Annotated in this window: 24 protein-coding genes; 11 read left to right on the top strand and 13 right to left on the bottom strand. The window is 72.2% G+C overall.

Annotation, left to right across the window (positions count from 1 at the left end):
• The first annotated feature begins 40 nt into the window (after window positions 1-40).
• Both ACFZB3_RS18060 and ACFZB3_RS18055 read left to right on the top strand, forming a co-directional pair.
• On the top strand, window positions 41-394 hold the full coding sequence (locus ACFZB3_RS18060) for a winged helix-turn-helix transcriptional regulator (protein WP_391376611.1): 354 nt from the start codon (window positions 41-43) through the stop codon (window positions 392-394).
• Between the two features lie 144 nt (window positions 395-538).
• On the top strand, window positions 539-1651 hold the full coding sequence (locus tag ACFZB3_RS18055) for an ADP-ribosylglycohydrolase family protein (RefSeq protein WP_391376610.1): 1113 nt from the start codon (window positions 539-541) through the stop codon (window positions 1649-1651).
• Here ACFZB3_RS18055 and ACFZB3_RS18050 read toward each other — a convergent pair.
• Window positions 1648-2370 (bottom strand): response regulator, encoded by a 723-nt coding sequence (locus ACFZB3_RS18050; RefSeq protein ID WP_391376609.1) that lies wholly within the window; start codon window positions 2368-2370, stop codon window positions 1648-1650. The two genes, ACFZB3_RS18055 and ACFZB3_RS18050, sit on opposite strands and share 4 nt — an antisense overlap.
• The gene (locus ACFZB3_RS18045; RefSeq protein ID WP_391376608.1) at window positions 2367-3269 is read right to left on the bottom strand and encodes a histidine kinase; all 903 of its coding nucleotides are present in this window, start codon (window positions 3267-3269) and stop codon (window positions 2367-2369) included. Before ACFZB3_RS18045 ends, ACFZB3_RS18050 begins: the two co-directional genes overlap by 4 nt.
• A gap of 139 nt (window positions 3270-3408) precedes the next feature.
• Here ACFZB3_RS18045 and ACFZB3_RS18040 point away from each other — a divergent pair, with 139 nt between their 5' ends.
• Both ACFZB3_RS18040 and ACFZB3_RS18035 read left to right on the top strand, forming a co-directional pair.
• The gene (locus ACFZB3_RS18040) at window positions 3409-4116 is read left to right on the top strand and encodes an ATP-binding cassette domain-containing protein (RefSeq protein WP_391376607.1); all 708 of its coding nucleotides are present in this window, start codon (window positions 3409-3411) and stop codon (window positions 4114-4116) included.
• The gene (locus ACFZB3_RS18035) at window positions 4113-6419 is read left to right on the top strand and encodes an FtsX-like permease family protein (RefSeq protein ID WP_391376606.1); all 2307 of its coding nucleotides are present in this window, start codon (window positions 4113-4115) and stop codon (window positions 6417-6419) included. The genes ACFZB3_RS18040 and ACFZB3_RS18035 overlap by 4 nt, the downstream gene beginning before the upstream one ends.
• 127 nt (window positions 6420-6546) lie before the next feature.
• On the opposite strand, the gene ACFZB3_RS18030 is transcribed toward ACFZB3_RS18035, so the two are convergent.
• Both ACFZB3_RS18030 and ACFZB3_RS18025 read right to left on the bottom strand, forming a co-directional pair.
• Entirely contained in the window at window positions 6547-8121 is a 1575-nt protein-coding gene (locus tag ACFZB3_RS18030; RefSeq protein WP_391376605.1) for a sodium:solute symporter family protein, read from the bottom strand.
• 217 nt (window positions 8122-8338) lie between these two features.
• Entirely contained in the window at window positions 8339-9127 is a 789-nt protein-coding gene (locus ACFZB3_RS18025) for an SDR family oxidoreductase (protein ID WP_391376604.1), read from the bottom strand.
• Window positions 9128-9201: 74 nt separating this feature from the next.
• Here ACFZB3_RS18025 and ACFZB3_RS18020 point away from each other — a divergent pair, with 74 nt between their 5' ends.
• From ACFZB3_RS18020 to ACFZB3_RS18000, 5 genes are all read left to right on the top strand, one after another.
• On the top strand, window positions 9202-10041 hold the full coding sequence (locus tag ACFZB3_RS18020) for a hypothetical protein (protein WP_391376602.1): 840 nt from the start codon (window positions 9202-9204) through the stop codon (window positions 10039-10041).
• Window positions 10042-10167: 126 nt separating this feature from the next.
• A complete protein-coding gene (locus ACFZB3_RS18015; RefSeq protein ID WP_391376600.1) occupies window positions 10168-11340 on the top strand; it encodes a low temperature requirement protein A in 1173 nt (390 codons plus the stop codon).
• A gap of 214 nt (window positions 11341-11554) precedes the next feature.
• Window positions 11555-12760: an MFS transporter gene (locus ACFZB3_RS18010; protein WP_391376598.1), complete on the top strand. Its 1206-nt coding sequence runs from the start codon at window positions 11555-11557 to the stop codon at window positions 12758-12760.
• Window positions 12761-12891: 131 nt separating this feature from the next.
• On the top strand, window positions 12892-13266 hold the full coding sequence (locus ACFZB3_RS18005; protein ID WP_383713110.1) for a nuclear transport factor 2 family protein: 375 nt from the start codon (window positions 12892-12894) through the stop codon (window positions 13264-13266).
• A 100-nt stretch (window positions 13267-13366) separates the two neighbouring features.
• Complete coding sequence (locus tag ACFZB3_RS18000) at window positions 13367-14992, top strand: FAD-binding protein (RefSeq protein ID WP_391376596.1); 1626 nt, start codon at window positions 13367-13369, stop codon at window positions 14990-14992.
• A 28-nt stretch (window positions 14993-15020) separates the two neighbouring features.
• Here the strand turns inward: ACFZB3_RS18000 and ACFZB3_RS17995 are convergent, their stop codons facing one another.
• The 3 genes from ACFZB3_RS17995 to ACFZB3_RS17985 all read right to left on the bottom strand — a co-directional run bounded on the left by ACFZB3_RS17995 (window position 15021) and on the right by ACFZB3_RS17985 (window position 16568).
• On the bottom strand, window positions 15021-15689 hold the full coding sequence (locus ACFZB3_RS17995; RefSeq protein ID WP_391376594.1) for a methyltransferase domain-containing protein: 669 nt from the start codon (window positions 15687-15689) through the stop codon (window positions 15021-15023).
• 78 nt (window positions 15690-15767) lie between these two features.
• Window positions 15768-16241 carry a glycine-rich domain-containing protein gene (locus ACFZB3_RS17990; RefSeq protein ID WP_391376592.1) on the bottom strand — a complete coding sequence of 158 codons (474 nt, stop codon included), beginning with the start codon at window positions 16239-16241 and terminating at the stop codon, window positions 15768-15770.
• An 87-nt stretch (window positions 16242-16328) separates the two neighbouring features.
• Window positions 16329-16568 carry a hypothetical protein gene (locus ACFZB3_RS17985; protein ID WP_391376590.1) on the bottom strand — a complete coding sequence of 80 codons (240 nt, stop codon included), beginning with the start codon at window positions 16566-16568 and terminating at the stop codon, window positions 16329-16331.
• 270 nt (window positions 16569-16838) lie between these two features.
• Between ACFZB3_RS17985 and ACFZB3_RS17980 the strand changes: the two genes are divergently transcribed.
• Window positions 16839-17606 (top strand): helix-turn-helix domain-containing protein, encoded by a 768-nt coding sequence (locus ACFZB3_RS17980; RefSeq protein WP_391376588.1) that lies wholly within the window; start codon window positions 16839-16841, stop codon window positions 17604-17606.
• 106 nt (window positions 17607-17712) lie between these two features.
• Here the strand turns inward: ACFZB3_RS17980 and ACFZB3_RS17975 are convergent, their stop codons facing one another.
• From ACFZB3_RS17975 to ACFZB3_RS17950, 6 genes are read right to left on the bottom strand one after another with little or no spacing between them, the layout of a single operon-like run.
• Window positions 17713-18546 (bottom strand): SDR family NAD(P)-dependent oxidoreductase, encoded by an 834-nt coding sequence (locus ACFZB3_RS17975; RefSeq protein ID WP_391376586.1) that lies wholly within the window; start codon window positions 18544-18546, stop codon window positions 17713-17715.
• 16 nt (window positions 18547-18562) lie between these two features.
• On the bottom strand, window positions 18563-19024 hold the full coding sequence (locus ACFZB3_RS17970) for a VOC family protein (RefSeq protein WP_391376584.1): 462 nt from the start codon (window positions 19022-19024) through the stop codon (window positions 18563-18565).
• A gap of 5 nt (window positions 19025-19029) precedes the next feature.
• Window positions 19030-19401: a nuclear transport factor 2 family protein gene (locus ACFZB3_RS17965; RefSeq protein WP_351484728.1), complete on the bottom strand. Its 372-nt coding sequence runs from the start codon at window positions 19399-19401 to the stop codon at window positions 19030-19032.
• Between the two features lie 41 nt (window positions 19402-19442).
• Window positions 19443-20255, bottom strand: a complete 813-nt coding sequence (locus ACFZB3_RS17960) for an ester cyclase (RefSeq protein WP_391376582.1) — start codon at window positions 20253-20255, stop codon at window positions 19443-19445.
• Window positions 20242-21879 carry a GMC family oxidoreductase N-terminal domain-containing protein gene (locus tag ACFZB3_RS17955; RefSeq protein WP_391376580.1) on the bottom strand — a complete coding sequence of 546 codons (1638 nt, stop codon included), beginning with the start codon at window positions 21877-21879 and terminating at the stop codon, window positions 20242-20244. Before ACFZB3_RS17955 ends, ACFZB3_RS17960 begins: the two co-directional genes overlap by 14 nt.
• Window positions 21880-21903: 24 nt before the next feature.
• Window positions 21904-22317, bottom strand: a complete 414-nt coding sequence (locus ACFZB3_RS17950) for a hypothetical protein (protein ID WP_391376578.1) — start codon at window positions 22315-22317, stop codon at window positions 21904-21906.
• Window positions 22318-22648: 331 nt separating this feature from the next.
• Here ACFZB3_RS17950 and ACFZB3_RS17945 point away from each other — a divergent pair, with 331 nt between their 5' ends.
• The gene (locus ACFZB3_RS17945; protein ID WP_391376576.1) at window positions 22649-23485 is read left to right on the top strand and encodes a type 1 glutamine amidotransferase domain-containing protein; all 837 of its coding nucleotides are present in this window, start codon (window positions 22649-22651) and stop codon (window positions 23483-23485) included.
• The last annotated feature ends 7 nt before the right edge of the window (window positions 23486-23492 follow it).

Raw genomic sequence — 23492 nt, 5'->3', positions numbered from 1 at the left:
CCGCGGCCGGGACCGACGGCCCGGTGAGCGCGGTGACTTGATGGATCCGCACTGTCCGACGCGCCAGTTGCTGGACCGCATCGGCACCAAGTGGATGTCGATGACGGTCAAGGTGCTGGCCGAGGAGGCTCCGGACGAGGTCCGCTTCGCGGAACTGCGGCGCCGGATCCCGGGCATCTCGCAGAAGATGCTGTCCGTCACCCTGCAGAGCCTGGCCCGTGACGGCCTGGTCGCACGCCGCGTGGAGCCCACCGTGCCGCCCGCGGTCCACTACCGGCTCACGGAGCTGGGCCTGTCCCTCGAAGGCCCGCTCTCCGCGCTGCGGGTCTGGGCCGAGACGCACATGCCGGAGATCGACCGCAACAACCGGCTCGCCGACGAGGTCCCCCACTAGCCCTTACCTGGCCGAAACCCGGTCACCCGGGACCACACAACCCACACTTCGCATACCTAACTGTCCCCTGAACGGACCGTTCCCGGTCGATTACAGTGCTGAGCGCTCGTATGTACGGACGGTGCCCGTGAGGAGGTCATGGTGGTGAGTGCGACGTTGGGTGCCGTCTGGGGGCGGGTCGAGCAGCAGGACTTCCGGAGCAGGGTGCGGGGGACACTGCTGGGTACCGCCGTGGGGGACGCGCTCGGCGGGCCCGTGGACGGGCTGACGCTGGAGGAGATCCGGGCGGCCTACGGGCCCGAGGGGCTGGTCGATCTCGGGTTCGGGTACGGGCGGCGCGGGACCGTGACCCATCACACGCAGCTCACCCTCTTCACCGTGGACGGGCTGATAAGAGCCCAGGTGCGGAGGGACACGGGAGCCTGGCATCCGCCGACCGACCTGCACCGGGCCTATCTGCGGTGGGCGGCCACCCAGCGGGACTGGGGGCCGGACGAGCGGCGGCCGGAGGACGGCTGGCTCGCCAGGGAGGAGTGGCTGTACGCGCGCCGGGAGCCGACGCGGGCGCTGCTGCTCGGGCTCGGGGACGAGAAGATGGGGACGCTGGAGTTCCCGAAGAACCCGGACGACATGGGGCCGGAGGCCGTCGCGCGGTCCGCTCCGTTCGGGCTGCTCGTCGGGTGGGAGCCGCAACTCGTCGTCCAGCTGGCCGTGGAGTGCGCGGCGCAGACGCACGGGCATCCGACCTCCTGCCTGTCGGCGGGCGCGTACGCGGTGATCGTGCACGCGCTGGCCCGCGGGGACTCGCTGGACGGCGCCGTGCAGCGGGCGCTGGCCCTGCTCGCCGCCCGGCCGGGCCACCAGCCCGTCTCCGACGCGCTCCAGCACGCGCTCGGTGCCGTACGGCAGGGGATGCCCTCCCCGGCCCGGGTCGAGGAGCTGACCGGGGACGGCGCGGCCGACGGGATGCTGGCCGCGGCCGTGTACTGCGCCCTCGTCGGCGAGGACGTACGGCACGGGCTGTGCCTCGCCGTCAACCAGGCCGGACCTTCAGCCGTGGCCGGCGCCCTCACCGGCGGCCTTCTCGGCGCCCTGCACGGCGAGACGGCCCTCCCGCCGGCCTGGGTCGCCGAACTGGAGGGCCGCCAGACCGTCCTCGAACTCGCCGACGACTTCGCCATGGAGATGACCCAGGGACCGGCCCTGCACAGTCCGGTGGGCGCGTCACCGGGGTGGCTGGCGCGGTATCCGCGTTAGGCGGGCGGCCCGGCGGGTCCGGTCCGTCCGGTGCCCGAGCCGCCGTCACCGGCCCGCACCAGCCCGGTCTCGTAGGCGACCACCACGGCCTGGGCGCGGTCCCGCAGCCCCAGCTTGGCGAAGATGCGGGCCACGTGGGACTTCACCGTGGCCTCGCTCAGGGTCAGTTCGGCGGCCAGTTGCGTGTTGGACAGGCCGCGGCCCAGCAGGGTGAGGACCTCCCGCTCGCGGGGGGTCAGCGCGGTCAGGTCGGTGTGCACGGCGGGGGGCCGGCCGGGCTCGGCGGCGAAGCGTTCCACCAGGCGTCGGGTGATCGACGGGGCGAGCAGGGCGTCGCCCGTGCCGACCAGCCGTACGGCCGCCGCCAGGTGCTCCGGTGTGACGTCCTTGAGGAGGAAGCCGCTGGCCCCGGCCGAGAGGGCCGTGTACACGTAGCGGTCCAGGTCGAAGGTGGTCAGGATCAGGATCCGGCACTCCGGGAGCCGGTCCAGGATGAGGCGGGTGGCCTCCAGGCCGTCCAGGTTCGGCATCCGGATGTCCATGAGGACGACGTCCGGCCGGAGCCTGCCGGCCGCCGCCACCGCCTGCGCGCCGTCCGCCGCCTCGCCCACGACCTCGATGCCGCGGGCGGTGAGGATCAGCCGGAAACCGGTGCGGATCAGGGTCTGGTCGTCGGCGATGAGGACCCGGGGGGACGCCCCGGGGGCGACCGCCGTCACGGGCGGTCCAGGGGGATGCGGGCCCGGACCCGGTAGCCGCCGCCGAGACGGCGCCGGGCGTCCAGGTCCCCGCCGTACACCGCCACCCGCTCCCGCAGGCCGAGCAGCCCGCGGCCGGTGCCGGGACCGCGCCGCGGTACGACCCGCGCGGGTCCCGCCGGATCCCCGCCGGTCAGCACGCTCGGGCCGGTGTTCAGGACCTCCACGCGCAGCGCGTGGTCCGCGTAGCGCACGGTCACCTGGGCCGTGCCGCCGTCCTCGCCGTGCCGGAGCGCGTTGGTCAGCGCCTCCTGGACGATGCGGTAGGCGGTCACGTCGATGCCCTGGGGCAGCGGGCGCGGCTCGCCGGAGATCCGCACCTCCACGGGCAGTCCGGCGAACGAGATCCGGTCCACCAGCGGGCCGAGCCGGTCGAGGCCGGGCTGCGGTGCCGGTCCGGTCGCCCGCGGGCCGGTGCCGTCGCCCTCCGCGAGTCCGACCAGGCTGTCGTAGTCCGGGTCGGTGCCGTGCTGGGACGGTGCCAGCAGGCCCAGCAGGTGCCGTAGGTCGGTCATCGCCCCGCGCCCCGCCTCCTCCACGGCCCGCAGCGCCGCCGCGGCCTCGTCCGGCATCGTGCCGAGCACCTCGCGGGCGGCGCCCGCCTGGACCACCATGAGGCTCACGTTGTGGCTGACGATGTCGTGCAGCTCCCGGGCGATCCGGTCGCGTTCGGCCGCCACGGCGGTGTCCGCGGCGCTCTTGCGCTCCCGTTCCAGCAGCCAGCCGCGCTCTCCCACGGCGGCCTGCCACCGGCGGCGGGTGCGCAGCAGTGCCGCGGCCAGCCAGCCGGTGGCCGCGCACGCCGCTCCCAGCGCCACCGCCAGCGCGGTCACCAGCGCGTAAGTCCCCTGCTCCGACACGGGGTTCACTCTCGCAGACCGCCGCCGCGGCCGCATCGGCCCGTGGGACGGGGGTCCTGCACCTCCAGGATGAGACGCCGGCCAGGTGCAACCCGGGGGCGGATGCCCGGACGCCCCCTTCCGGCCTAGCGTCCGGTGCATGGTCACTGAGGACAGCGGGGACGAGGCCGTCGTACGACTCGACGGCGTGCGCAAGGAGTACGGCGGGACGACGGCCCTGGACGGGGTGTCGCTGCGGATCCGGGCGGGCGAGGCGGTCGCCGTGATGGGGCCCTCCGGGTGCGGCAAGTCCACGCTGCTCAACATGATTTCCGGGCTCGACCGGCCGACCGGCGGCACGGTCGTCGTGCACGGCGAGGACGTGGGGAAGCTCGGGGAGAAGGGGCTCGCCCTGTACCGGCGGCGGCGCATCGGCATGATCTTCCAGTTCTTCAATCTCGTCGACGACCTGACCGCCCTGGACAACGTGGCGCTGGCCGCGCAGCTGACCGGCTCCCCGGCCCGGCAGGCCCGCCGCCGCGCACTGGAACTCTTCGAGGAACTGGGCATCGCCGACCGCCGCAACGCCTACCCCGCCGTACTGAGCGGCGGGGAGCGGCAACGCGTCGCCGTGGCACGGGCGTTGATGAACCGCCCCGCCCTGCTTCTGGCCGACGAGCCGACCGGCGCCCTGGACAGCCGGGCCGGCGAGCAGGTGATGGACCTGCTGCTCGACCTCAACCAGATCGGCCAGACGCTGATCCTGGTGACACACGACGAGCACCTCGCACGGCGCTGCGCGAGCCGGCTGGTCCTGCTCGCCGACGGCAGGGTGGCCGGCGAGCACACCCTGGAGCCGTCCGCATGAGGGCGGTGTGGAGCGCCGCCCGCGCGGCCGTGCGGCGGCGCCGGCTGCAGACCTTCGTCATCTGGCTGGTGACGCTGACCTCGACCGGGGCGATCGTGGTCGCGCTGGGTCTGGTCGACTCGGCGTCCGCGCCGTTCGACCGGGCCTTCGCCAAGGAGCGGGGCCCGCATGTCGTCGCCGCGTTCGACCCGGCGAAGGTGTCGGACGCGCGGTTGCGGCAGGCCGCCCGCGGGCCCGGGGTCGAGGCCGTCGCGGGGCCCTTCGCCCAGGTCGCCGTCGACCTGCCGGCGGAGGGCAACCGGGAACTCACGGGCGCGGTCACGATCGTGGGCCGACCCGGTCCCGGGGGTCCGGTGGACCGGGTGGACCTGTGGGCGGGCCGGTGGGCCACCCGGCCGGGCGAGGTCGTCCTGAACCGGCAGCCGGACTGGTCGGCCGGCGCGCTCGGCGAGCGGATCCGGCTGCCCTCGGGCACCGTCCTCACCATCGTCGGCTACGGCTCCGAGATGAGCCGGACCGCGGACGCCTGGGTCGCACCGGCGCAGGCGGCGGCGCTGCGGCCGACGGCCACCCAGATGCTGTTCCGCTTCACGGACGCGTCCTCGCAGAACCGGCTCCGCGCCACGCTGTCGACGGTCACCTCGGGACTCCCCGAGGATGCGCTGACCGCCTCCCAGACGTACCTCACCCTCAAGGAGCAGATCGGCGCCACGGCCCGGGCCTACGCCCAGTACCTCATGGCCTTCGGCGTCCTCGGCGTCGTCGTGGCCGTGCTCATCGTGGCCAACGTGGTGAGCGGCGCGGTGATCTCCGGCTTCCGGCACATCGGGATCCTCAAGGCCCTCGGGTTCACCCCCGGCCAGGTGGTCGCCGTCTACCTCACGATGGTCTCGGTGCCCGCGGTCGTGGGCTGCGCCCTCGGCACCCTGGTCGGGAACCTCCTCGCGCGGCCCTTCCTGCGGTTCGTGTTCACGGGACCCGACGCGGGGCTGCTGCACCGCAGCGTCGGCATCGCGCCCTGGGTGAACGCCGTCGCCCTGCTCGGGATGCCCGCCGTCTGCCTGGCCGCCGCGCTCGTCCCGGCGTCCCGCGCGCACCGGCTGTCCGCGGCGCGGGCGATCAGCGCGGGCACCGCGCCGCGCGCCGGGCGGGCGCTGGGACTCCAGCGGGCGCTGGCCGGCACCCGGCTGCCCCGGTCGGTGAGTCTGGGGGTGGGCCTGCCGTTCGCCCGGCCGGGGCGCAGCGGTCTGACCCTGGCGGCCGTGGTGCTGGGCGTGGCCACGGTGACCTTCGCGACCGGCCTGGCCACCACGATGACCAGGTTCGGGGAGAGCGGCCGCGACTACGACGTGACGGTGTACGTGGGCCGGGTCAGCCACGGCACCGTCGTCGAGGCCGAGCACGGGGACCGCCGACTCGACGCGATGCTCCGCGCGTTGCCGGGCGCGGGCGGGGTCACGGCGCGGGGGGACGTGGAGGCGCACATCGCCGGATCCGTGCAGCCGGTGATGTTCGAGGGCCGTCGCGGCGACCTGCCGCGGCTCGGCGACGTGCTCACCGGGGGCCGGTGGAACCACGGCCGCGGCGAGGTGACGGCCTCCTCGGCGTTCCTGCGCCGGCACGGCCTGCGCGTCGGCGACCGGTTCGTGGTGGAGAAGGGGGAGCGCCGGGAGCGGGTGACCGTCGTCGGCGAGACCATGGAGACCGACGGCCGGCTGCTCGTCGGCGACTGGTCCACGTTCACGGCACTCGCCGCGGGGGAGAGGCCCATCGCGTACCACGTGAAGCTCCGCGACGGCGCCGACCCGGCCGCCTACGCACGGGCGGCACGCGCCCTCGACCCCGGCCTCGATCCGGAGGTGAACGGCGCCAACGGCGGCGCCGAGACCATCATCGGCTCCGCGACGCTCCTCACCGCCATGCTCGCCGTGGTCGCCGCGCTGGGCGTGTTCAACACGGTCCTCCTCGACACCCGCGACCGCCGCCGCGTCCTGGGCATGCTCAAGTCCATCGGCATGACGCCACGCCAGGTCACGGTGATGACGGTGACCTCGATGGGGGTGCTGGGGGTGATCGGTTCGCTGGCCGGGGTCCCGCTGGGCATCGCGGGCTACGACCTGGTGGTGCCGCGCATGGCGGACGCGGTGGACATCGTCCTGCCCGCCGCCATGACGGACGTCTGGCGGGCCGGGGGCCTGGCCCTGCCGGCCCTGTCGGGCCTCGCGATCGCGCTGCTGGGGGCGTACCTGCCGGCCCGGGGCGCGGCACGGCTCACGGTCGCGGAGGCGCTGCACAACGAGTGAGGCGACCGAGTGAGGCGGTGGTGCACGGTGGGCCGTGCGCACGGCGCTCTGCGCCCCTGCCGGGCGCTGACTCGGCCCGCCCCCGTGGCGGGCCGAGTCACGTGCTCCGTACGCCGGTTGCCGTCGGTCAGTCCTTGGCCGGCGACCCCACGGTGTCGCCGCTGCCCGCCTGTGCCGGGACCGGGACCGCCGCCGCCGTGCTGTCGCCGTCCGTGTTGACGGTCTCGATGACCGCCAGGCGTTCCGGGGTGTCCTCCGGCTTCAGGTAGCCGATGAGGATGTAGAGGACCAGGGAGACGGCGAGGGGGACCGAGACCTGGTACTGGAGGGGGACGCCGCCGTCGACGTTCCAGTTGATCGGGTAGTTGACCAGCCAGAAGGCCAGCAGGCCGGCCGCCCAGCTGGTGAGCGCGGCCGTCGGGCCGGAGCGGCGGAACGGGCGGAGCAGGCCCAGCATCATCGGGATGGCGATCGGGCCCATCAGGCCGGCCACCCACTTGATGACGACGGTGATGATGTCCTTGAAGGTGGGGGAGTTGATCTGGGTGGCCACCGTCATGGACAGGCCCAGGAAGACGACCGTGGTGACGCGGGCCGCGATCAGGCCCGAGCGTTCGTTCCACGCCCGCGCCCGCTGCGAGACGACCGGGGCCACGTCACGGGTGAAGACGGCCGCGATCGCGTTGGCGTCGGAGGAGCACATCGCCATCGTGTGGGAGAAGAAGCCGACGATCACCAGGCCCAGCAGGCCGTGCGGGAGGAGCTGTTCGGTCATCAGGCCGTAGGAGTCGGAGCCGTCCGGCTTCTGGGCGTGCACCAGGAGCGGGGACATCCACATGGGGAAGAACAGGACGACCGGCCAGACCAGCCAGAGGGCGGCGGACAGGCGGGCGCTGCGCTCGGCCTCCTTGGGGCTGCCCGTCGCCATGTAGCGCTGGGCCTGGTTGAGCATGCCGCCGTTGTACTCGAAGAGCTTGATGAAGAGGAAGGCGAGCAGGAACACCGTGCCGTAGGGGCCGACGAGCGGCTTGCCGTGGCCGTGCAGGGCCGGCTGGTCCCAGGCGTCGAAGAAGCCGATGCCCTTGTCGTTCAGCTTCAGGACGACGGCCACGAACATCGAGATGCCGGCCAGGAGCTGGATGACGAACTGGCCGAGTTCGGTGAGCGCGTCCGCCCACAGGCCGCCGATCGTGCAGTAGACCGCCGTGATCGCGCCGGTGATGAAGATGCCCTGGTTGAGGGAGACGCCGGTGAACACCGACAGCAGGGTGGCGATCGCCGCCCACTTCGCGGCCACGTCCACGATCTTCAGCAGCATGCCGGACCAGGCCAGCGCCTGCTGGGTGGTGAGGTTGTAGCGGTTCTTCAGGTATTCGAGCGGGGACGCCACGTGCAGGCGGGAGCGCAGGCGGTTGATGCGCGGGGCGAAGAGTTTCGAGCCGATCGCGATGCCCAGCGCGATCGGGAAGGACCAGGTGACGAAGGACGTCACGCCGTAGGTGTAGGCGATGCCCGCGTACCCGGTGAACATCACCGCGCTGTAGCCCGACATGTGGTGCGAGATGCCGGACAGCCACCAGGGCATCTTGCCGCCCGCGGTGAAGAAGTCACTGACGTTGTCCACGCGTTTGTGCGACCAGACGCCGATCGCGACCATCACACCGAAGTAGCCGATGAGCACGGCCCAGTCGAGCCCGTTCATGCGCCCCCCTTCCAGGGTCCGCCTACTGAACTCCGCTCAGCTGGCTGGCACTTCGCATAAGCGGAGCGGGGACGGGGAAGGCCGCGAAGTGCCCGCTCATCGTGGGTTCCGTTACGCGGGCACGACAAGCGGGCGTAGGGTCAAGGGAAAGTAAAATCGTTCGTCTTCCTGACCTTGGTTCATGAGTGTGAATGATCGGGTGGGCCGGGAATAGCCCCTAGCGCATCAGCTCCCCCGCGTTGACCAGCAGGGACTGCCCCGTGATGGCCCGTGCCCGGTCCGACGCCAGGAACACCGCCGCGTCCGCCACGTCCCCGTCGGTCGCCAGCTCCGGCAGCGCCATCCGTTCGGTCAGCCGGCCCAGCACCTCGTCCTCCGGCACCCCTTCCGTGTGCGCGGTGAACTGGACGTACGCCTGCACCGGCGGCCCCCACATCCAGCCCGGCAGCACCGTGTTGACCCGGATCCGGTACGGCCCCAGCTCCCGCGCCAGCGAGTACATCGCGCTGGTCAGCGCCCCCTTGGAGGCGGCGTACGCGGCCTGCTTCACCTGCGAGGGCGCGGCGACGGCGGACTGGGTGCCGATGAGGACGACCGAGCCGCCGCCCGCGGCCTTCAGTCCCGGCAGGCACGCCCGGGTCATCCGCAGCGTCCCCAGCAGGTTCACGTCGATCACCGAGGCCCAGGTCGCGAAGTCGGCGTCCTCGACCCCGCCGAAGTAGGAGTCCCAGGCGGCGACATGGACCACCGCGTCGATCCCGCCGAACCGCTCCCGGGCCAGCGCGGCCAGCGCCCCGCACCGGCCCTCGTCGGTGATGTCGGTGGGCAGGTACGCGGTCCGGGTGCCCCCCGGGTCGATGTCGGCCGCGCTCTTCGCGAGGTTCGCCTCGGTCCGCGCGCCGAGCACGGCGTTCCCGCCGTCCCGTACGACGGCCGCCGCGACCTGGTGCCCGAGCCCGGCGCCGACTCCCGAGACGACGACGGTCTTGCCCGCGAGCAGCGACATGGAAGCCTCCTGAACCCTGGCGCTTTATCTGACGGAGCGTCAGAGTATGGGCGACCACCGGAAAGGGGAACCGCATGAGCGACGACACCCGCAGTGACGTCTACGCCGAACTCGCCGCCGTGGGCCCGTACGGCGTCCGCCCGGGCCACGCCCTCATCACCATGGTCGAACCGCACCCCGGGCACGAGTACGCGTACAACCGCTGGTACGAGGACGACCACTACTACGCGGGCGCCATGGCCATGCCCTGGATGTACGCCGGGCGCCGCTGGGTCGCCACCCGCGACCTGCAACTCCTGCGCTACCCCGAGAAGTCGGCCGTCGCCCAGCCGGTGACCGCGGGCTGCTACATCTCCACGTACTGGATCACCGACGGCCGCTACGCCGACCACATGAAGTGGACGGTCGCCATCAACAAGCGGCTGAACCGGGACGCCCGGGTCTACCAGGACCGGACCCACGTCTTCACGGCGTTCCAGGACCACGAGGCCACCGTGTACCGGGACGGGGCCGCCGGTCCGCGCGACTTCCACGCCCTCGACCACCCCTACGCGGGCCTGGTGGTGGAGGTCGTCGACAGCGAGTCGGCCGGGCAGCGGGCCGAACTGGTGGAGTGGTTGCGCGGACGGCACCTGCCGAAGAAGCTGGCGGGTTCACCGGCCGCCATGGTGACCGTCTTCCGGCCGACCCCGCTCCCCGGCGACCGGATGACGTACGTGAAGCAGGTGGAGGGGGTGGACACCCGGCTGACCCTGCTCTGGTTCCTGGAGGCCGACCCGAGGGAGTGCTGGGAAGGCCGCTTCACCGGCCTGGACGAGGAGGTCGCCGGGTCGGGGCTGGGGCGGGTGGAGCTGGTGGCGCCGTTCGTGCCGACCGTGCCGGGCACCGACCGGTACGTCGCGGAGCTGCGCTGAGCCGAGTGACGTGTCCCGGCCCGCCGGGCAGCCGAGTTCGGACAGCCGGGGCCGTGACTTCCCGCAGTGCGCGCCGGATTTCCACCCCGTGCCGGCGGTGGGCGGAGGCCGTGTCCCCATACAGAAATGACCGACGCAACCGCAGCGACGACGGCCGTTCCTGCCGTTCCGGCGCGTGACCGCACCACCTGGGCGGAACTCTTCTTCGACCTGGTCCTCGCGTTCGGCGTGGGCCAGGTCGCCCACCCGGTGGCCGTGCACCCCAGCTGGCCGGTGCTGGGCGAATGCCTGCTCGTACTGGTCCCCCTCTGGTGGGCCTGGGTCGACGTCGTCATGGCGATGAACGCCGTGCTCGAAACCAACCTGCAAAGGGTCTTCCTGCTGCTGACCGCGCTCGCCGTCTACGGCATGGCGGTGGCCGCCCCGCTCGCCCTGGCCGACCGGGAGGCGGCCCTGCTGTACTCCGGAAGCTACCTCGCCCTGCGCCTGCTGATCGGGGAGGCGATCCGCAAGGAGTGCGCCCTCTACACCATCCACCCCTACCGGGCCGGACTCGCCTTCGCCCTGGTCCTGTTCGCCTGCGCAACCGTCCCGGCGCCCTGGCGCGAGGTCTGCTGGGCCTGCGCCGTCGTCGCCGAGATCGCCGCGCCCGTCGTACTCAGCGGCCATCTGCGCCAGTTGGCGTTCGGCGTCAACCATCTGCCCGAGCGGTTCGGCCTGTTCGTCATGATCGCCCTCGGGGAGAACGTCTTCGCCGTCGGCGCCGGGGCCGCCACCGGCCCGTTCGCCCCGGTCGAACTGATCGCCCTCGCCCTCGCCTTCCTGGTCGGCTGCGCCCTGTGGTGGCTCTACTTCCACCTGGTGGCCTCGGCCGTCGCCCACGCCCTGCGCACCCACCCGACCCCGTCCGTCGTCGTCCGCGACGTGCTCAGCTACGGCCATCTGGTCCTGGTCGTCGGCCTGTTGCTGGTCTCCGTCGGCGCCACCCGCACCGTCCGCCACCCCCTGCACACCCCGGACGGGCTGAGCGCCGCCCTGCTGCCGTCCGGCGCCGCCCTCTTCATGCTGGCGTTCTGCTACACCCGGCGCCGCATGTTCGGCGCCGCGTCCGCCACCCGGTTCTACGGCGGCCTGGTGCTGCTCGCCCTCGCCCTGCCGGTCTGGCGGCTCCCGGGCATGGCCACCCTCGCCGTCACCACCGTGCTGCTCCTGCTGGTCAACGCGGTCGAGCACTGGCTGATCAGCTCCGGGCGACAGGTGCCGCTGGTGCTGCGGAACCGGGCGTTCGGGACGGCCTGACGGCGGTCCGGCGGCGGTCCGGCGGCGGCCCGACAACCGCCCGACAACCGCCCGACGACGACCTGACGTAGTAGGCCGGCGGACCTGGGGGAGTGCCGGACGGCCCTCCGGAGCGGTCCCGGCCGGACGCGGAGCGTTTCTAGGTTCGCCGTATGGAACTTTCCGGCTCCCGCCTTTCCGGCACCGATGACGAAGAGGAAGAGGAGGTGGCTTGATGCCGTCCCGCAGCGCCTTACCCGCCCTGCTCTCCCTGTCACTTGGCTACTTCAGCCTCGGGACGATCTCGCTGGCGGTCGTCGGCCTGAACGGCCCGATCGGCGACGACCTGCACGTGCAGCCGGCCACGGTGGGCATCCTGGTCACCGTCTTCGCGCTGACCTTCGCGGTCTGCGCGCCCACCGCCCCCATCCTGCTGCGCCGGTGGAACCGCAAGCGGGTGCTGCTCGTGGGCATCGGCCTGCTCACCGTCGGCGCGGCCCTCGGCGCCGTCGCGCCGAACTACGGCTTCCTCGCCGTCACCCGGGTGCTCGGCGCGATGGGCGCCGCCGTCTTCGGTCCCGGTGCCTCGGCGGCCGGTGCGCTGATCGTGCCGCCCGAGCGCCGGCAGCGGGCGCTGGCCACGGTGTTCGGCGGCATGACGGCCGCCGCGGTGCTCGGCGTGCCGCTCGCCTCGTTCCTCGGCGGCACCCTGGGCTGGCGGCCGGCCCTGCTCGGCGTGGCCGCGCTGTCCGCGGTCGCCTTCGTGACCGTGCTGGTGTTCGTCCCCGAGATCCCGGCCGGCGAACCGCCGACGGTCGCCGCCTACCGCGAGGCGCTGCGCACCCCGGCCACCGCCGCCACGGTCACCACGACCCTGCTCTTCATGGCCGCCCAGTTCACCGTCTACGGCATCGCGGGCGCCTACCTGAAGGACCGCTTCGGCGCGTCCTCCGGGCTGATCTCGCTGACGCTGCTCGCCTTCGGCGTCATCGGCGTCGCGGGCAACGCCTTCGCGCCGCGGATCGCCGAGCGGCTGGGCGGCGGGCGCACGGTGAGCGTCGCGGTACTCGGGCTCGCGCTCGGCTTCGCGCTGCTGCTGGTGGCTCCGCACTCCGCGCCCGGGGTCGTGTTCTTCGCGTTCTGGGCGTTCTTCAGCCAGATGTACCAGGCGCCGCAGCAGGCCCGGCTGGTGGAGCTGGTGCCGCTGCAGCCGGGGCTGATCCTCGCGATGAACGCCGCGGCGCTGTACCTGGGGATGAGCCTCGGCAGCTTCATCGGCAGCAGCCTGCTGCCGGACCTTGGCTCCGGGCCGATTCCGTGGGCGGCCCTCGGTGTCCTCGTGCTGGCGGGGCTCGCCCATCTGTCCTCGGTTCGACAGGTCGCCGCTGCGGCGGTGGCCGGTACGGATCGGTCTGCGACCTCGCCCGTGCACAGCAGTTAGGCGGCCGGTCGGTCGTCTGCGGCGCCGTGGGGGCTGGTCGCGCCCACGCGGCGGCAGCCGCAAATCGATACAGCCCCGCGCCCCTGAAGGGGCGCTGCACCAAAGCCAGTCCATTCAGTGAAGGAGAACCCATGAGCAGCCACCAGGTGAACTTCGTTCGGGAGTACGTCGAGACCGTCTGGAACCAGGGGCGGACCGAGCTGGCCGACAAGTACCTGGCCGAGGACCTCATCCAGCACAACCCGAACCTGCCCGACGGGCGGGCCCCGCTGGTCGAGTTCGTCGACGGCTTCCACAAGCAGTACCCGCGGGCCCGGTTCGAGATCCGCCGCGCGGCCGGCTCGGGAGACCTGGTCTTCCTGCACACCCGCTTCCGCGGCGACCCGGACGACCGCGGCATGGTCGTCGTGGAGGTCTTCCGGATCGACGAGGGACTGATCGTCGAGCACTGGGACGTCCGCGACGAGATCCCCGAGACCACCGTCAGCGGACACGAGGTCGTCTGACCGCCGCGTCCGCCGGCTCCCCCCTGCCGCCCGGGAGGCTCGCGCCTCCCGGGCGGCAGCCGTTTCCCACCAGCACCTCCTCACGAATCAGGAGACACCTGTGACACGACAGCAGCAGCCGGACCGGCGGCCCGCCGCCCGGCTCACCCGCCGCGGACTCCTCGGCACCGCGGCCGCCGCCGGGGCCGGCGCGACCCTCCTCCCGGCCCCCGCCAGTGCCGCGGAGAGAGCCGCCGGTGCCCCCGCCGCGGTCACCGTCGGCGCCGCCGACGCCCGCTACCTCGACCTCACCTCCCGCGGCTACAACGCGAGATTCACCGCCGCCCCCGACTCCGTGCGGCTCGTGCACAGCACCGAGCAGGTGGTGGCCGTCGTCCAGGAGGCCGTGCGGGACGGCAGACGGATCGGGGTGCGCGGCGGCGGGCACTGCCTGGACGGGCTGGTCGACGACCCGGACGTACGGATACTCGTCGACATGTCCGAGATGGACGCCGTCCGCCACGACCCCGCCCGCCGGGCCTTCCTCGTCGAGGGCGGCGCCACGCTCGGCCACGTCTACCGGACCCTGTACCTGGAGTGGGGCGTGGCGCTGCCGGGCGGCACCTGCCCGACCGTCGGCGTCGGCGGACACGTCACCGGCGGCGGCTACGGCGCCATGTGCCGGCAGCACGGTGCCGTCGTGGACCACCTGTACGCCGTGGAGGTGGTGACCGTGGACGCCTCCGGCACCGCCCGCGCGGTGGTCGCCACCCGGGAGCCGGACGACCCGCACCGCGAGCTGTGGTGGGCGCACACCGGCGGGGGCGGCGGCACCTACGGCATCGTCACCCGCTACTGGTTCCGCTCCCCGGACGCCACCGGCACCGACCCCGCCGGCCTGCTGCCCAGGCCCCCGAAGACGCTCCTGAAGTCCACGGTCAGCATCAAGTGGAGCGACCTGACGGAGGCCGCCTTCACCGCGCTGATCGCCGACCACGGCGCCTGGCACGCCCGCAACAGCGTGGCCGGCTCCGCCTACGACAGCCTGCACAGCGTGCTCATCCTCTACAACCGGGTCCAGGGCGCGCTCGTCCTCAACTCCCAGATCGACGGCACCCGTCCGGACGCCGCCGCGCTGCTCGACGCGTACGTCACGGCGGTGGCCGGCGGTATCGGGGCGCCGTACACCGAGGTCCGCTCGTCCTGGCCGTGGATGAAGACGACGCTCAAGGACCCCTACGACACCGGGCTCTACAACCGGACCAAGTCCAAGGGCGCCTACCTGCGCAAGGGCTGGTCCGCCGCCCAGGCCTCCACCCTCTACGGCTACCTCTCCGACGCCGGCTACGACGGTCACGCCGGGATCCTGCTCTACTCCTACGGCGGCAAGGTCAACACCGTCGCGTCCTCGGCCACCGCGCTGGCCCAGCGGGACTCGGTCCTCAAGGCCAACTTCACGACGTACTGGCCGAACGCCGCCGACGACGACCGGCACGTGGCATGGATGCGCGCCCTCTACCGCGACCTGTACGCGGCCACCGGCGGGGTGCCCGCCCCCGACGACACCAACGACGGCTCCTACATCAACTACCCGGACACCGACCTCACCGACCCGGCCTGGAACACCTCGGGGGTGCCCTGGCAGAGCCTCTACTTCAAGGACAACCTCCCGCGACTGCAGGCGGTGAAGGCCACCTGGGACCCGCACAACGTCTTCCACCACCGGCTGTCTGTCACAACCCCCTAGTCGAAAGGCAGATTCCAGGGATGGTCTCTCAGGCGCGGGCCCGGACGACGAGGGTCCCGATGGTCCGGTTGCCGGGGGGAGCGGCGAGCACGCGGGCGTCGACGTCCGCGTAGCCGTGCTCGTGCAGCAGGCGCGTCCACGCGTCGGGTTCGAAGTCCCAGCGCTTCACGACGAGCGGGTCCTCGTCGTCGCCGCGCGGAATGTACGACGCCTGACAGCCGTAGCAGCCGTCGACCGGGGGCCGCTGGGAGAACACCAGCCGGCCGCCCGGTCGCAGCCGCTCACGGATCGCGGGCAGCAGCCGCGCCGGATCGGTGAACCACAGGGCGCCGTACACCGAGTAGACGGCGTCGAAGCCTTCCTGGCCCAGGGCCAGGAAGCCCGCGGCTTCCGCCTGGTGCAGCTCCAGCCCCGGCGTCGCCCCCCAGCGTTCCCGTGCGGCGGCCAGTTGCCGGGGCGAGACGTCCACCCCTACGGCTGTCATCCCGAGGCCGGCCAGGTGTGCCGCGTTGCCGCCCTTGCCGCAGCCGAGATCCAGCACGCGGCCGCCGGCCGGAAGCTCCAGCAGTTCGGCGCCAGGGCCGTGGTCCTCGTACTGGGTCCAGTTGAACCAGGTGGTCTCGCCGCGCCCGTTCACCGGCCGTCGCTCGGGCCGCTGCCGCGAGTAGGTGTCCCAGGCGATCGCTGTATCTGTCACGTGGCGCTCCGCTCATAGGGCCAGCCGCCCGGCTGCGACACCGGGCGGCCGGAGTCTTGCACGATCGGTGGTGCTACTTCAGCACTTGCCACCGCTGTTGGGGCTGTCGGTGCAACCGTCGTAGCACTGGTTGCAGTCAGCCACGTCCGGCCACAGGTCCGGGTCGACGGTGTATCCGGCCGCTGTGATGGCGGCGACCGTCCGCTGCCCGGCGGCCTGCGGTCCGCCGGGTACCTGGTCGTCGTCGGCGGCGGTCGGGACGTGGTGGACGAACCGGCCGACGACCTGCTCGCAGAACTGGGCGTAGTCGACGGTGTGAAGGATGAAGGCGTGCCAGCCGTAGTCGACCAGGTTGCTGGGTGCCAGTGACTGGCCGGGCTGTCGGCCGGACGCGGCGATGAACCCCGCGGCTTGGCCGACGATGCGGAGGGCGGTCTCCGGGCTGATCTCGGGGTGGTCGGCGACGATCCTACGGGTGAGCCGGTCGGCTACCTCAGGGGTGACGAGGAGCGTCGGGTCGGTGCCCACGGGACGTTCTAACGCGATGGTCACATGGTCCTCCTGTTGTGGACGGGCATCCTCAGGTCAGAGGGTGCCGAGCTTTCCGCCGCCGGGAGTGGTGCGGCGGCGAAAAGGGCTTCAGGGGTTGGTGCTGTGATAGGCCAGCCGGACGAGCTGGGCGGGCTCGGGCGGCGCGCAGTCGTCGGCCCCCGCGTGGACGACCAGACGGACGTCGGCCCCGGACCTGCGCGGCAGCCAGCGGACTATGGCTTTGTCGGTGTAGGCGCCGCAGGCCACACATATGCCCTCGGCCTGCTCGGGTTCGTTGTCCCACATCGGGCTCACCGGGATGCCGTCCCTGCCTTGCAGCGCGGGCACTCGCAGGGCGGAAAGGCCAGGTTGATCACGGGCTCGTCCGCTGCGGGGAGCGTGCGTGATCCCAGGGAGGTGCGCTCCATGGTCCTGCAGTTGACCCGATAGACGGTGATCGTCGGTCCGGGGTGCGCCGCGTTGCCGCCTGTATCCGTCACGGATTCAAGATGCTCCGGTCACGAGGAGTTGCGCGGCGTCAGTGCGGGCGTCATAACGGCGACATCGGGGGTGTCATTTCGGTGTCATTCCTTGCGTGTGAGGTCTACCGTGATCCGTATGGCCACACCGAACAGCGCACTGCGAGCGGCTCGTATGGGGCTGCTCATGTCACAGGACGACTTCGCCCGCGCCATCCGCGATGCAGGCACCCGTGCCGGGCAGCCCAACGACGCCAACAAGCGCCTCGTGCAGCGCTGGGAATCCGGCGTCACCATCGCCCCTCGCCCCGTCTACGCCCGAGCCCTTGAGGTCGTCACCGGCCTGCCCATCGAGTCGCTCGGCTTCACCGTCGTACCCCAGGCCCGTGTCTCCGAGGACGGGCAGGGCGGACACGACATGGAGCCAGAGGCCCCCACGGTCACTCATTCGGCCGCGGCCCCGCAGAGCGAGCCCCACGCGGCCCACCGGAACTACTCCGGGGTCTGGCTGTCGCGGTACGAGTACTTCAGCTCCGGCCGGGATGCCGCGTTCACCGGACTGCACTATGTCGTCCTCCTCCAGCACGGCAACCGGCTGACCGCGCGGTCACTGCCGAACGGCTCGTCGAACCCGAACTCTCCGCTGACGATGGACCTGGAGATCGACGGCCACATTGCCACCGGAACGTGGACCGAGCAGACCGCGACCGATGGCTACTACCGTGGTGCCCACTACCACGGTGCGATCCAGTTGCTCGTCGAGCCGACCGGCCGCCGTATGACGGGCAAGTGGGTGGGCTTCGGCAAGGAGTTCGACGTGAACACCGGACCGTGGGAGCTGGTGTTCCAGGACGCGTCGACGACAAAGGCGACGCTCGCCGCATACGACCGGCCGCCGGAGGCCTGACCCCGGATGTACGAAAGCGGCCCTGCTCTCCCGAAACGGAGAGGGGGCATGGACGAGCCCCCGCCTCGCTGCGGTGAGGCGGGGGCTCGTGCCGTGCGGGCGGGGATCAGCCGAAGTTCGCCGGGAACGCCACGCCCGTCAGCGATTCGCTCAGCCTGCGCAGCTGGGCGCGGGACGGCTCGTCGTACGCCTGGGCGCCCGCCCGGGCCCGCGTGGAGCGGTTGAAGTAGACGCCCGAGACGTCGTCCAGGGCCGGGTCGGTGATCAGCCGCAGGGTGTTGCGCATGCCGTCCGCGACCGTGCTCTGCGGGGTGAACAGGTTCACCACCATCTTGGTCGGCATGTACGACGCCGGGTGCAGCGCGTTGGCCGTCACCCCGGTGCCGCGCAGCCGTTCGGCCAGGTCGAAGGTGAGCGAGATCTGGGCGAGCTTGGCCTGGCAGTAGGCCTGTACGCCGTCCCAGTTGCGCTCCAGCATCACGTCCCGGAAGTTGATCGGGGCCTGCCCCGCCGAGCTGACGTTGATGATGCGGGCCGGGGCCGAGGACACCAGCAGCGGGGCGAGCCGGCAGCTGAGGATGTAGGCGGCCAGGTAGTCGACCTGGAAGGTGAGCTCCAAGCCGTCCTGGCTCTCCTGGCGGGCCAGCTCGACCCCGATGCCCGCGTTGTTCACCAGCACGTCCAGCCGGTCGTACGTGGTGAGGATCCGCTCGGCGAGCTTGCCGATGTCCTCCAGGGAGGAGAAGTCGGCCAGTTCGTAGCTGAGCCGGCCGGTGGCGCCGGCCGCGCGCAGCTCGGCCAGCAGGTCCGCGCCCTTGGCCGCGCTGCGGCCGTGCAGGATCAGCGACGCGCCCTGCGCGGCGAGTTCACGGGCGACCGCGCGGCCGAGACCGTCGGTCGCGCCGGTGATGAGAATGGTCTGCTCGGGAACGGCCTTCATGTGTAGAACTCTCCTGTCAGGCGTACGTTGCCAGTTCTTCGGTGGACTGGTCGGTGTATCCCTGGCTGACCTCCACCACGACGCCGTCCGGGTCCAAGACCCAGACCGTCTTCCAGCCGGGGATGAACTCGTCGAACGTCAGCGGTCCGAGCGTCGGCTCCAGCTCGCCCCCGGCGGCGGCGAGGAACACGTCCACGTCGTCGACCTGGAAGGCGAGGTGGCGGGCCGTGCCGGGGGCGGCCGGGCCGTCCTTCTCGGCCGTCACGAGCGGGGCCGCGTCGGTCGCGAACAGCTCCAGGCAGGCCGGGCCGTTGCGCAGGAAGACCACGCGGGCGCCGTCGGCCTCCACCACGCGGGCGCGGCGGAAGCCGAAGTGCCGGGTGTAGAAGTCCTCGGTGGCCTTCTGGTCACGGCAGTTGAGGCCCACGTGCGCCCAGCGCAGGCCGTTCGGGGCGGCGTTCGGGGCGGCGTTCGTCATCGCCGTCACTTCCCGGTGACCGGGGCGAACGGCACGGTGTCGTGGACGTTCGTCATGTAGGTGATCAGACCGCCGCGGACCCGGAAGTAGTTGCACACCACGGCCTCGACCGCGATGCCGTCCGGGGTGCGGGCGGTGATGTCGGAGACCACCGCGGCCTGCTCGCCGTCCACGACCACCAGACGCGGGACGTTGGCGAAGGAGGCGTACATCTGCGGGAAGCCCTTCATCATCTCCCGGAGCGTCTCGCGTCCCTCGACGTGCCCGGCCAGCTGCTCGTCCATGGTCTGGTCGATCGCGAACAGGTCGCACCAGGCGTCCCAGTCGCCCTCGTTGGCCAGCCGGTAGTACGTGTCGACCACTTCTCGGGTGCTCATGCGGCCGTCCTTTCCTGCTGCGGAGAGTCGGTGGTGCGGGATCAGGGCAGGTCCACGCCGAGCTGGCGCATCAGGCCCGTGGTGTCGGCCTGCACCCAGCGCTCGACGACCTTGCCGTCCGCCAGGCGGTAGACCTCCAGGCTGGTCCAGGAGACCTCCTTGCCGGTCGGCTCCTTGCCGAAGAACGGCGCGATGTGCCGGCCGTGGAAGGTGATGTGCATGATCACCCGGTCCGGGGCGGCCGGGTACAGGGCGTCGAGGTGCACGCGCATGTCCAGCGCGTCGTGCGCGCCCTTGATGATCACCTTGAGCTCGTCGAGGCTCTCGACGCTCCAGGCCGGGTTGTTGTCCTTGAACGTGGGCCCGAACAGGTCGTCGAGGTCGTCGTAGCGGCGCTCGTTGACCGCGTCGCTGACCTGGCGGACCACGGTGTAGTTCAGGTCGTCGGAGGACAGCTGGGTGCGCAGGCCGAGCAGGTCGTCCTGGGCCCAGCGCTCGGCGAACAGGCCGTTCTCGGCCCGCCAGATCTCGGTGGTGGACCACTCGACCTTGCGGCCGGTGGCCGGGAAGCCCAGTACGTCGCTGAGGTGGGTGCCGGTGAGCTTCACCCGGGTGACGAGCCGGTCGTCCCCGAGCGGCGCGCCCTCCTCCAGCTCGCCCTTGAGGTCGAGCGACTCGTGCGCGCCGCGCACCGCGTCCAGGTAGGTCTCGATGCCGGTGATGTCGAAGCCTGGGTGGTGGTCGGTGAAGTCCGGGCTGAGGACGGCGCGGACCCCCTGGAGGTCGCCGGCGTTCAGCGCGTCGAGGAAGCGGGAGTAGAGCTTCTGGATCTCCTGCTGGTCACGGGTGGACATTGTTCATCCCCTGGGTCGGTCGGGCGGCGGAGGACAGCGGCCGGGAGGTGCCGAGGGCGAACGCCGCCGCGCGCTCGCCGATCATCACGCTGGGTGCGTGGGTGTTGCCGGCCACGATGGACGGCATCACGGAGGCGTCGGCGACCCTGAGGCCCTCGATGCCGTGGACGCGCAGTTCGGGGTCGGTGACGGCCTCCGGTCCGGTGCCCATGCGGCAGGTGCCGGCCGGGTGCCACAGGGTGGTGGCGTTGGCGGCGACGTAGGCGCGCAGCTCGGCCGGGGTCGTGACGTCCTTGCCGGGGCCGAGTTCGTCGCCGCGGAAGGCGTCGAAGGCCCGGGTGGCGGCCAGTTCGCGGGCCAGCTCCACCCCGTACACCAGGACGTCCAGGTCGGCGGCCGAGGTGAGGTAGCCGGCGCTGATCACCGCGTTGGACCCGGGGTCGGCGTCGCGCAGCCGGACCCGGCCCCGGCTGTGCGGGAGCACGGCGATCGGGGCGAAGGTGAGGCCGGGGCCCTCCCACTGGTCGGCGGGGGCGCCGGCGGGCAGGAACTTGACCGGGCCGAAGGTGAACTGGAGGTCGGGCGGTCCGGCCGGGTCGGCGGCCGGGGTGTGGGTGAACAGCCCGGCCTCGGAGAGCAGCGCGCCGGGTGGGTGTTCCTGGAGGGACTGGTAGCAGACCGGGGTGAAGAGGTGGTCCTGGAGTCCGGCGCCCACGCCCGGCAGGTCGCGCACGCAGTGGATGCCGTGCGCCCTGAGGTGGTCGGCCGGTCCGATCCCGGACAGCATCAGGAGCTTCGGTGACTCGAACGCGCCGGCGGAGACGATGACTTCGCGGTCGGCGCGGATGCGGGCCGGGGCGCCGTCGCGGACGTACTCGACGCCGGTGACGCGGTTGCCGTCGAGCAGCAGGCGGGTGGTGCGGGCGCCGGTCAGCACGGTCAGGTTGGGGCGGGCGAGGGCCGGGCGGAGGTAGGCGTCGGCGGCGCTGCACCGGCCGCCCGCGTCGTCGCGGTTGGTCTGGTACAGGAAGCCGAAGCCGTCCTGCCGGGCGCCGTTGTAGTCGCCGTCGCTCGCGGCGTCGTGGCCGAGTTCACCGGCCGCCGCCACGAAGGCGGACGCCAGCGGGGACGGGTGGTCCAGCTGCCGTACCCGGACCGGGCCGTCGGCGCCGCGCAGCGCGGAGCCGCCGCCGGAGTAGCTCTCGGCGGCCCGGAAGTAGGGCAGGACCTCGTCGTACGACCAGCCGCTCGCGCCCTCGGCGACCCAGCGGTCGTAGTCGTGGCGGCTGCCGCGCACCCACATCAGGGCGTTGACGGAACTGCATCCGCCGAGGACCTTGCCGCGGGCCACCGGGATGCGGCGGCCGTCCATGCCGGCCTCGGGCTCGGTCTCGTAGCCCCAGTCGATCTCGCCCCGCCAGTCGGCGGTCAGCAGGGAGAGGACCGAGGCGGCGTCGGCGTGGTGGATCTCGGGGCGTACGTCCGGGCCGCCGGCCTCCAGCAGGATCACGGTCACGGACGGGTCGGCGCTGAGCCGGGCGGCGACGGCGCAGCCGGCGGAACCCGCGCCGACCACCACGTAGTCGGCGCCCTGGGGCACCGGGGACGTCGGATTCGACGGCATGTCAGCCTCCAAACGGTGACGGGGTCAGAGGGCGGCCGGTTCGCCGACCTGGTAGTCGACGATCACCGGGGCGGCGCCGGGCGCGGGGCGTTCGAGCTGCCACTGCTGGTTGATCCGGAACGAGGACACGGAGGCGTCGGTGGTCGACTTGGCCGTCCACACGACGGTCAGGTCGATGCCGATCCGGGCTCCGGTCTCCTGGTGGACGAGCTTCTCCACGGTGTGGTCCTGCTCGCTGTAGGCCTCACCGACGGCCGCGTACCAGTCGACGAAGTCCGCGTGGCTGTGCAGGGTCCGCTCCGGGAAGGCCATCTCCAGGCCCTCGTCGGCGACGAACGGCAGCAGCTCCGCGACCGGGGCGTGCACGTTGAGCAGGCCGAACCAGCGCTGCACGAACTCCTCGATCTCCCGGTCGGAGCCGGTCTGTTCGGTGGACATGGATGTCTCCGCTCATCGGGGTCCCGCCCCCGGGAACCGGGAGCGGTACGCGTCCGATGACCCCACAGCCGGGACGCCCCGCGGGCCGCGCGCCGGAACTCCGCCCGCACTGTGCGAAGTCGCAGCTCCGGCTCGGGCAACTCGCCCGGCCAGGCGGCCGTACCCCCCGGTAGCGACGCCCCGGCAGGCGTTGGCCACAACATGCCGTAGTGCATTCGGCCACTTGGGCATGTGCCGTGAGCACGGGCGACGGCGATGGTCCGGACGAAGTGCCCCGCCGTAGACAGGAATCCGCCACTTGGCACCGTCCCGCCGATCCGGGAGGAATCCCATGAGCAGGCGCATCCTCGTCGTCCTGTCCGAACACGGCTACTGGGGCGAGGAGTTGATCGGCCCCCTGGAGACCTTCGACCAGGCCGGCTACCACGTCACCTTCGCCACCCCCACCGGCAAGCGGCCCAACGCGCTGCCGCCGAGCATGGACCCCGAGTACGTCGACCCGCCGCTCGGCCGGTCCGTCACCACGCCCGAGATGGCGGCGAAGGTACGGGCCGTCGAGGAGTCGGACCGGCTCGACAACCCCCTCGACCTCGCGTCCTGGCTGCCCGACCGGCCCTACCGCTCCCGGCCGTACTTCCTGCGTGACTGGGAGGCCTACCACAGCCGCCTGGAGCAGATCCGCCGCCAGATCGCCGACCGCTACGACGCGCTGCTGATCGTCGGCGGCAGCGGACCCATCGTCGACCTCGCCAACAACTGGCGGGTGCACGACCTGATCCTCGCCTTCCGCGAGCTGGACCGGCCGATCGCCGCCGAGTGCTACGGCGTCGCCTGCCTGGCCTTCGCCCGCGACCAGGAGACCCGGACCTCCATCATCCGCGGCAAGCACGTCACCGGGCACTGCATCGAGTACGACTACAAGGACGGCACCGGCTTCCTCGGCACCGACTTCGTGATGGGCCCGCCGCCGTACCCGCTGGAGTACATCCTGCGCGACGCCACCGCCCCCGGCGGCGCCTACCACGGCAACTTCGGCAAGGAGACCTCGGTCGTCGTCGACTACCCGTTCATCACGGGCCGTTCGACCCCCGACTCCTACCTGACCGGCCAGAAGACCGTCGAGGTCCTCGAACAGGGCCTGCGCCAGTGGGGGTTCAGGACCTCCTGACGTCCTG

This window comes from Streptomyces sp. NPDC008092 (assembly GCF_042957285.1).
In the GTDB taxonomy this organism is placed as follows: domain Bacteria; phylum Actinomycetota; class Actinomycetes; order Streptomycetales; family Streptomycetaceae; genus Streptomyces.
The sequence above is the reverse complement of the archived record's forward strand: the minus strand, read 5'-3'. Positions and strand labels throughout refer to the sequence as shown.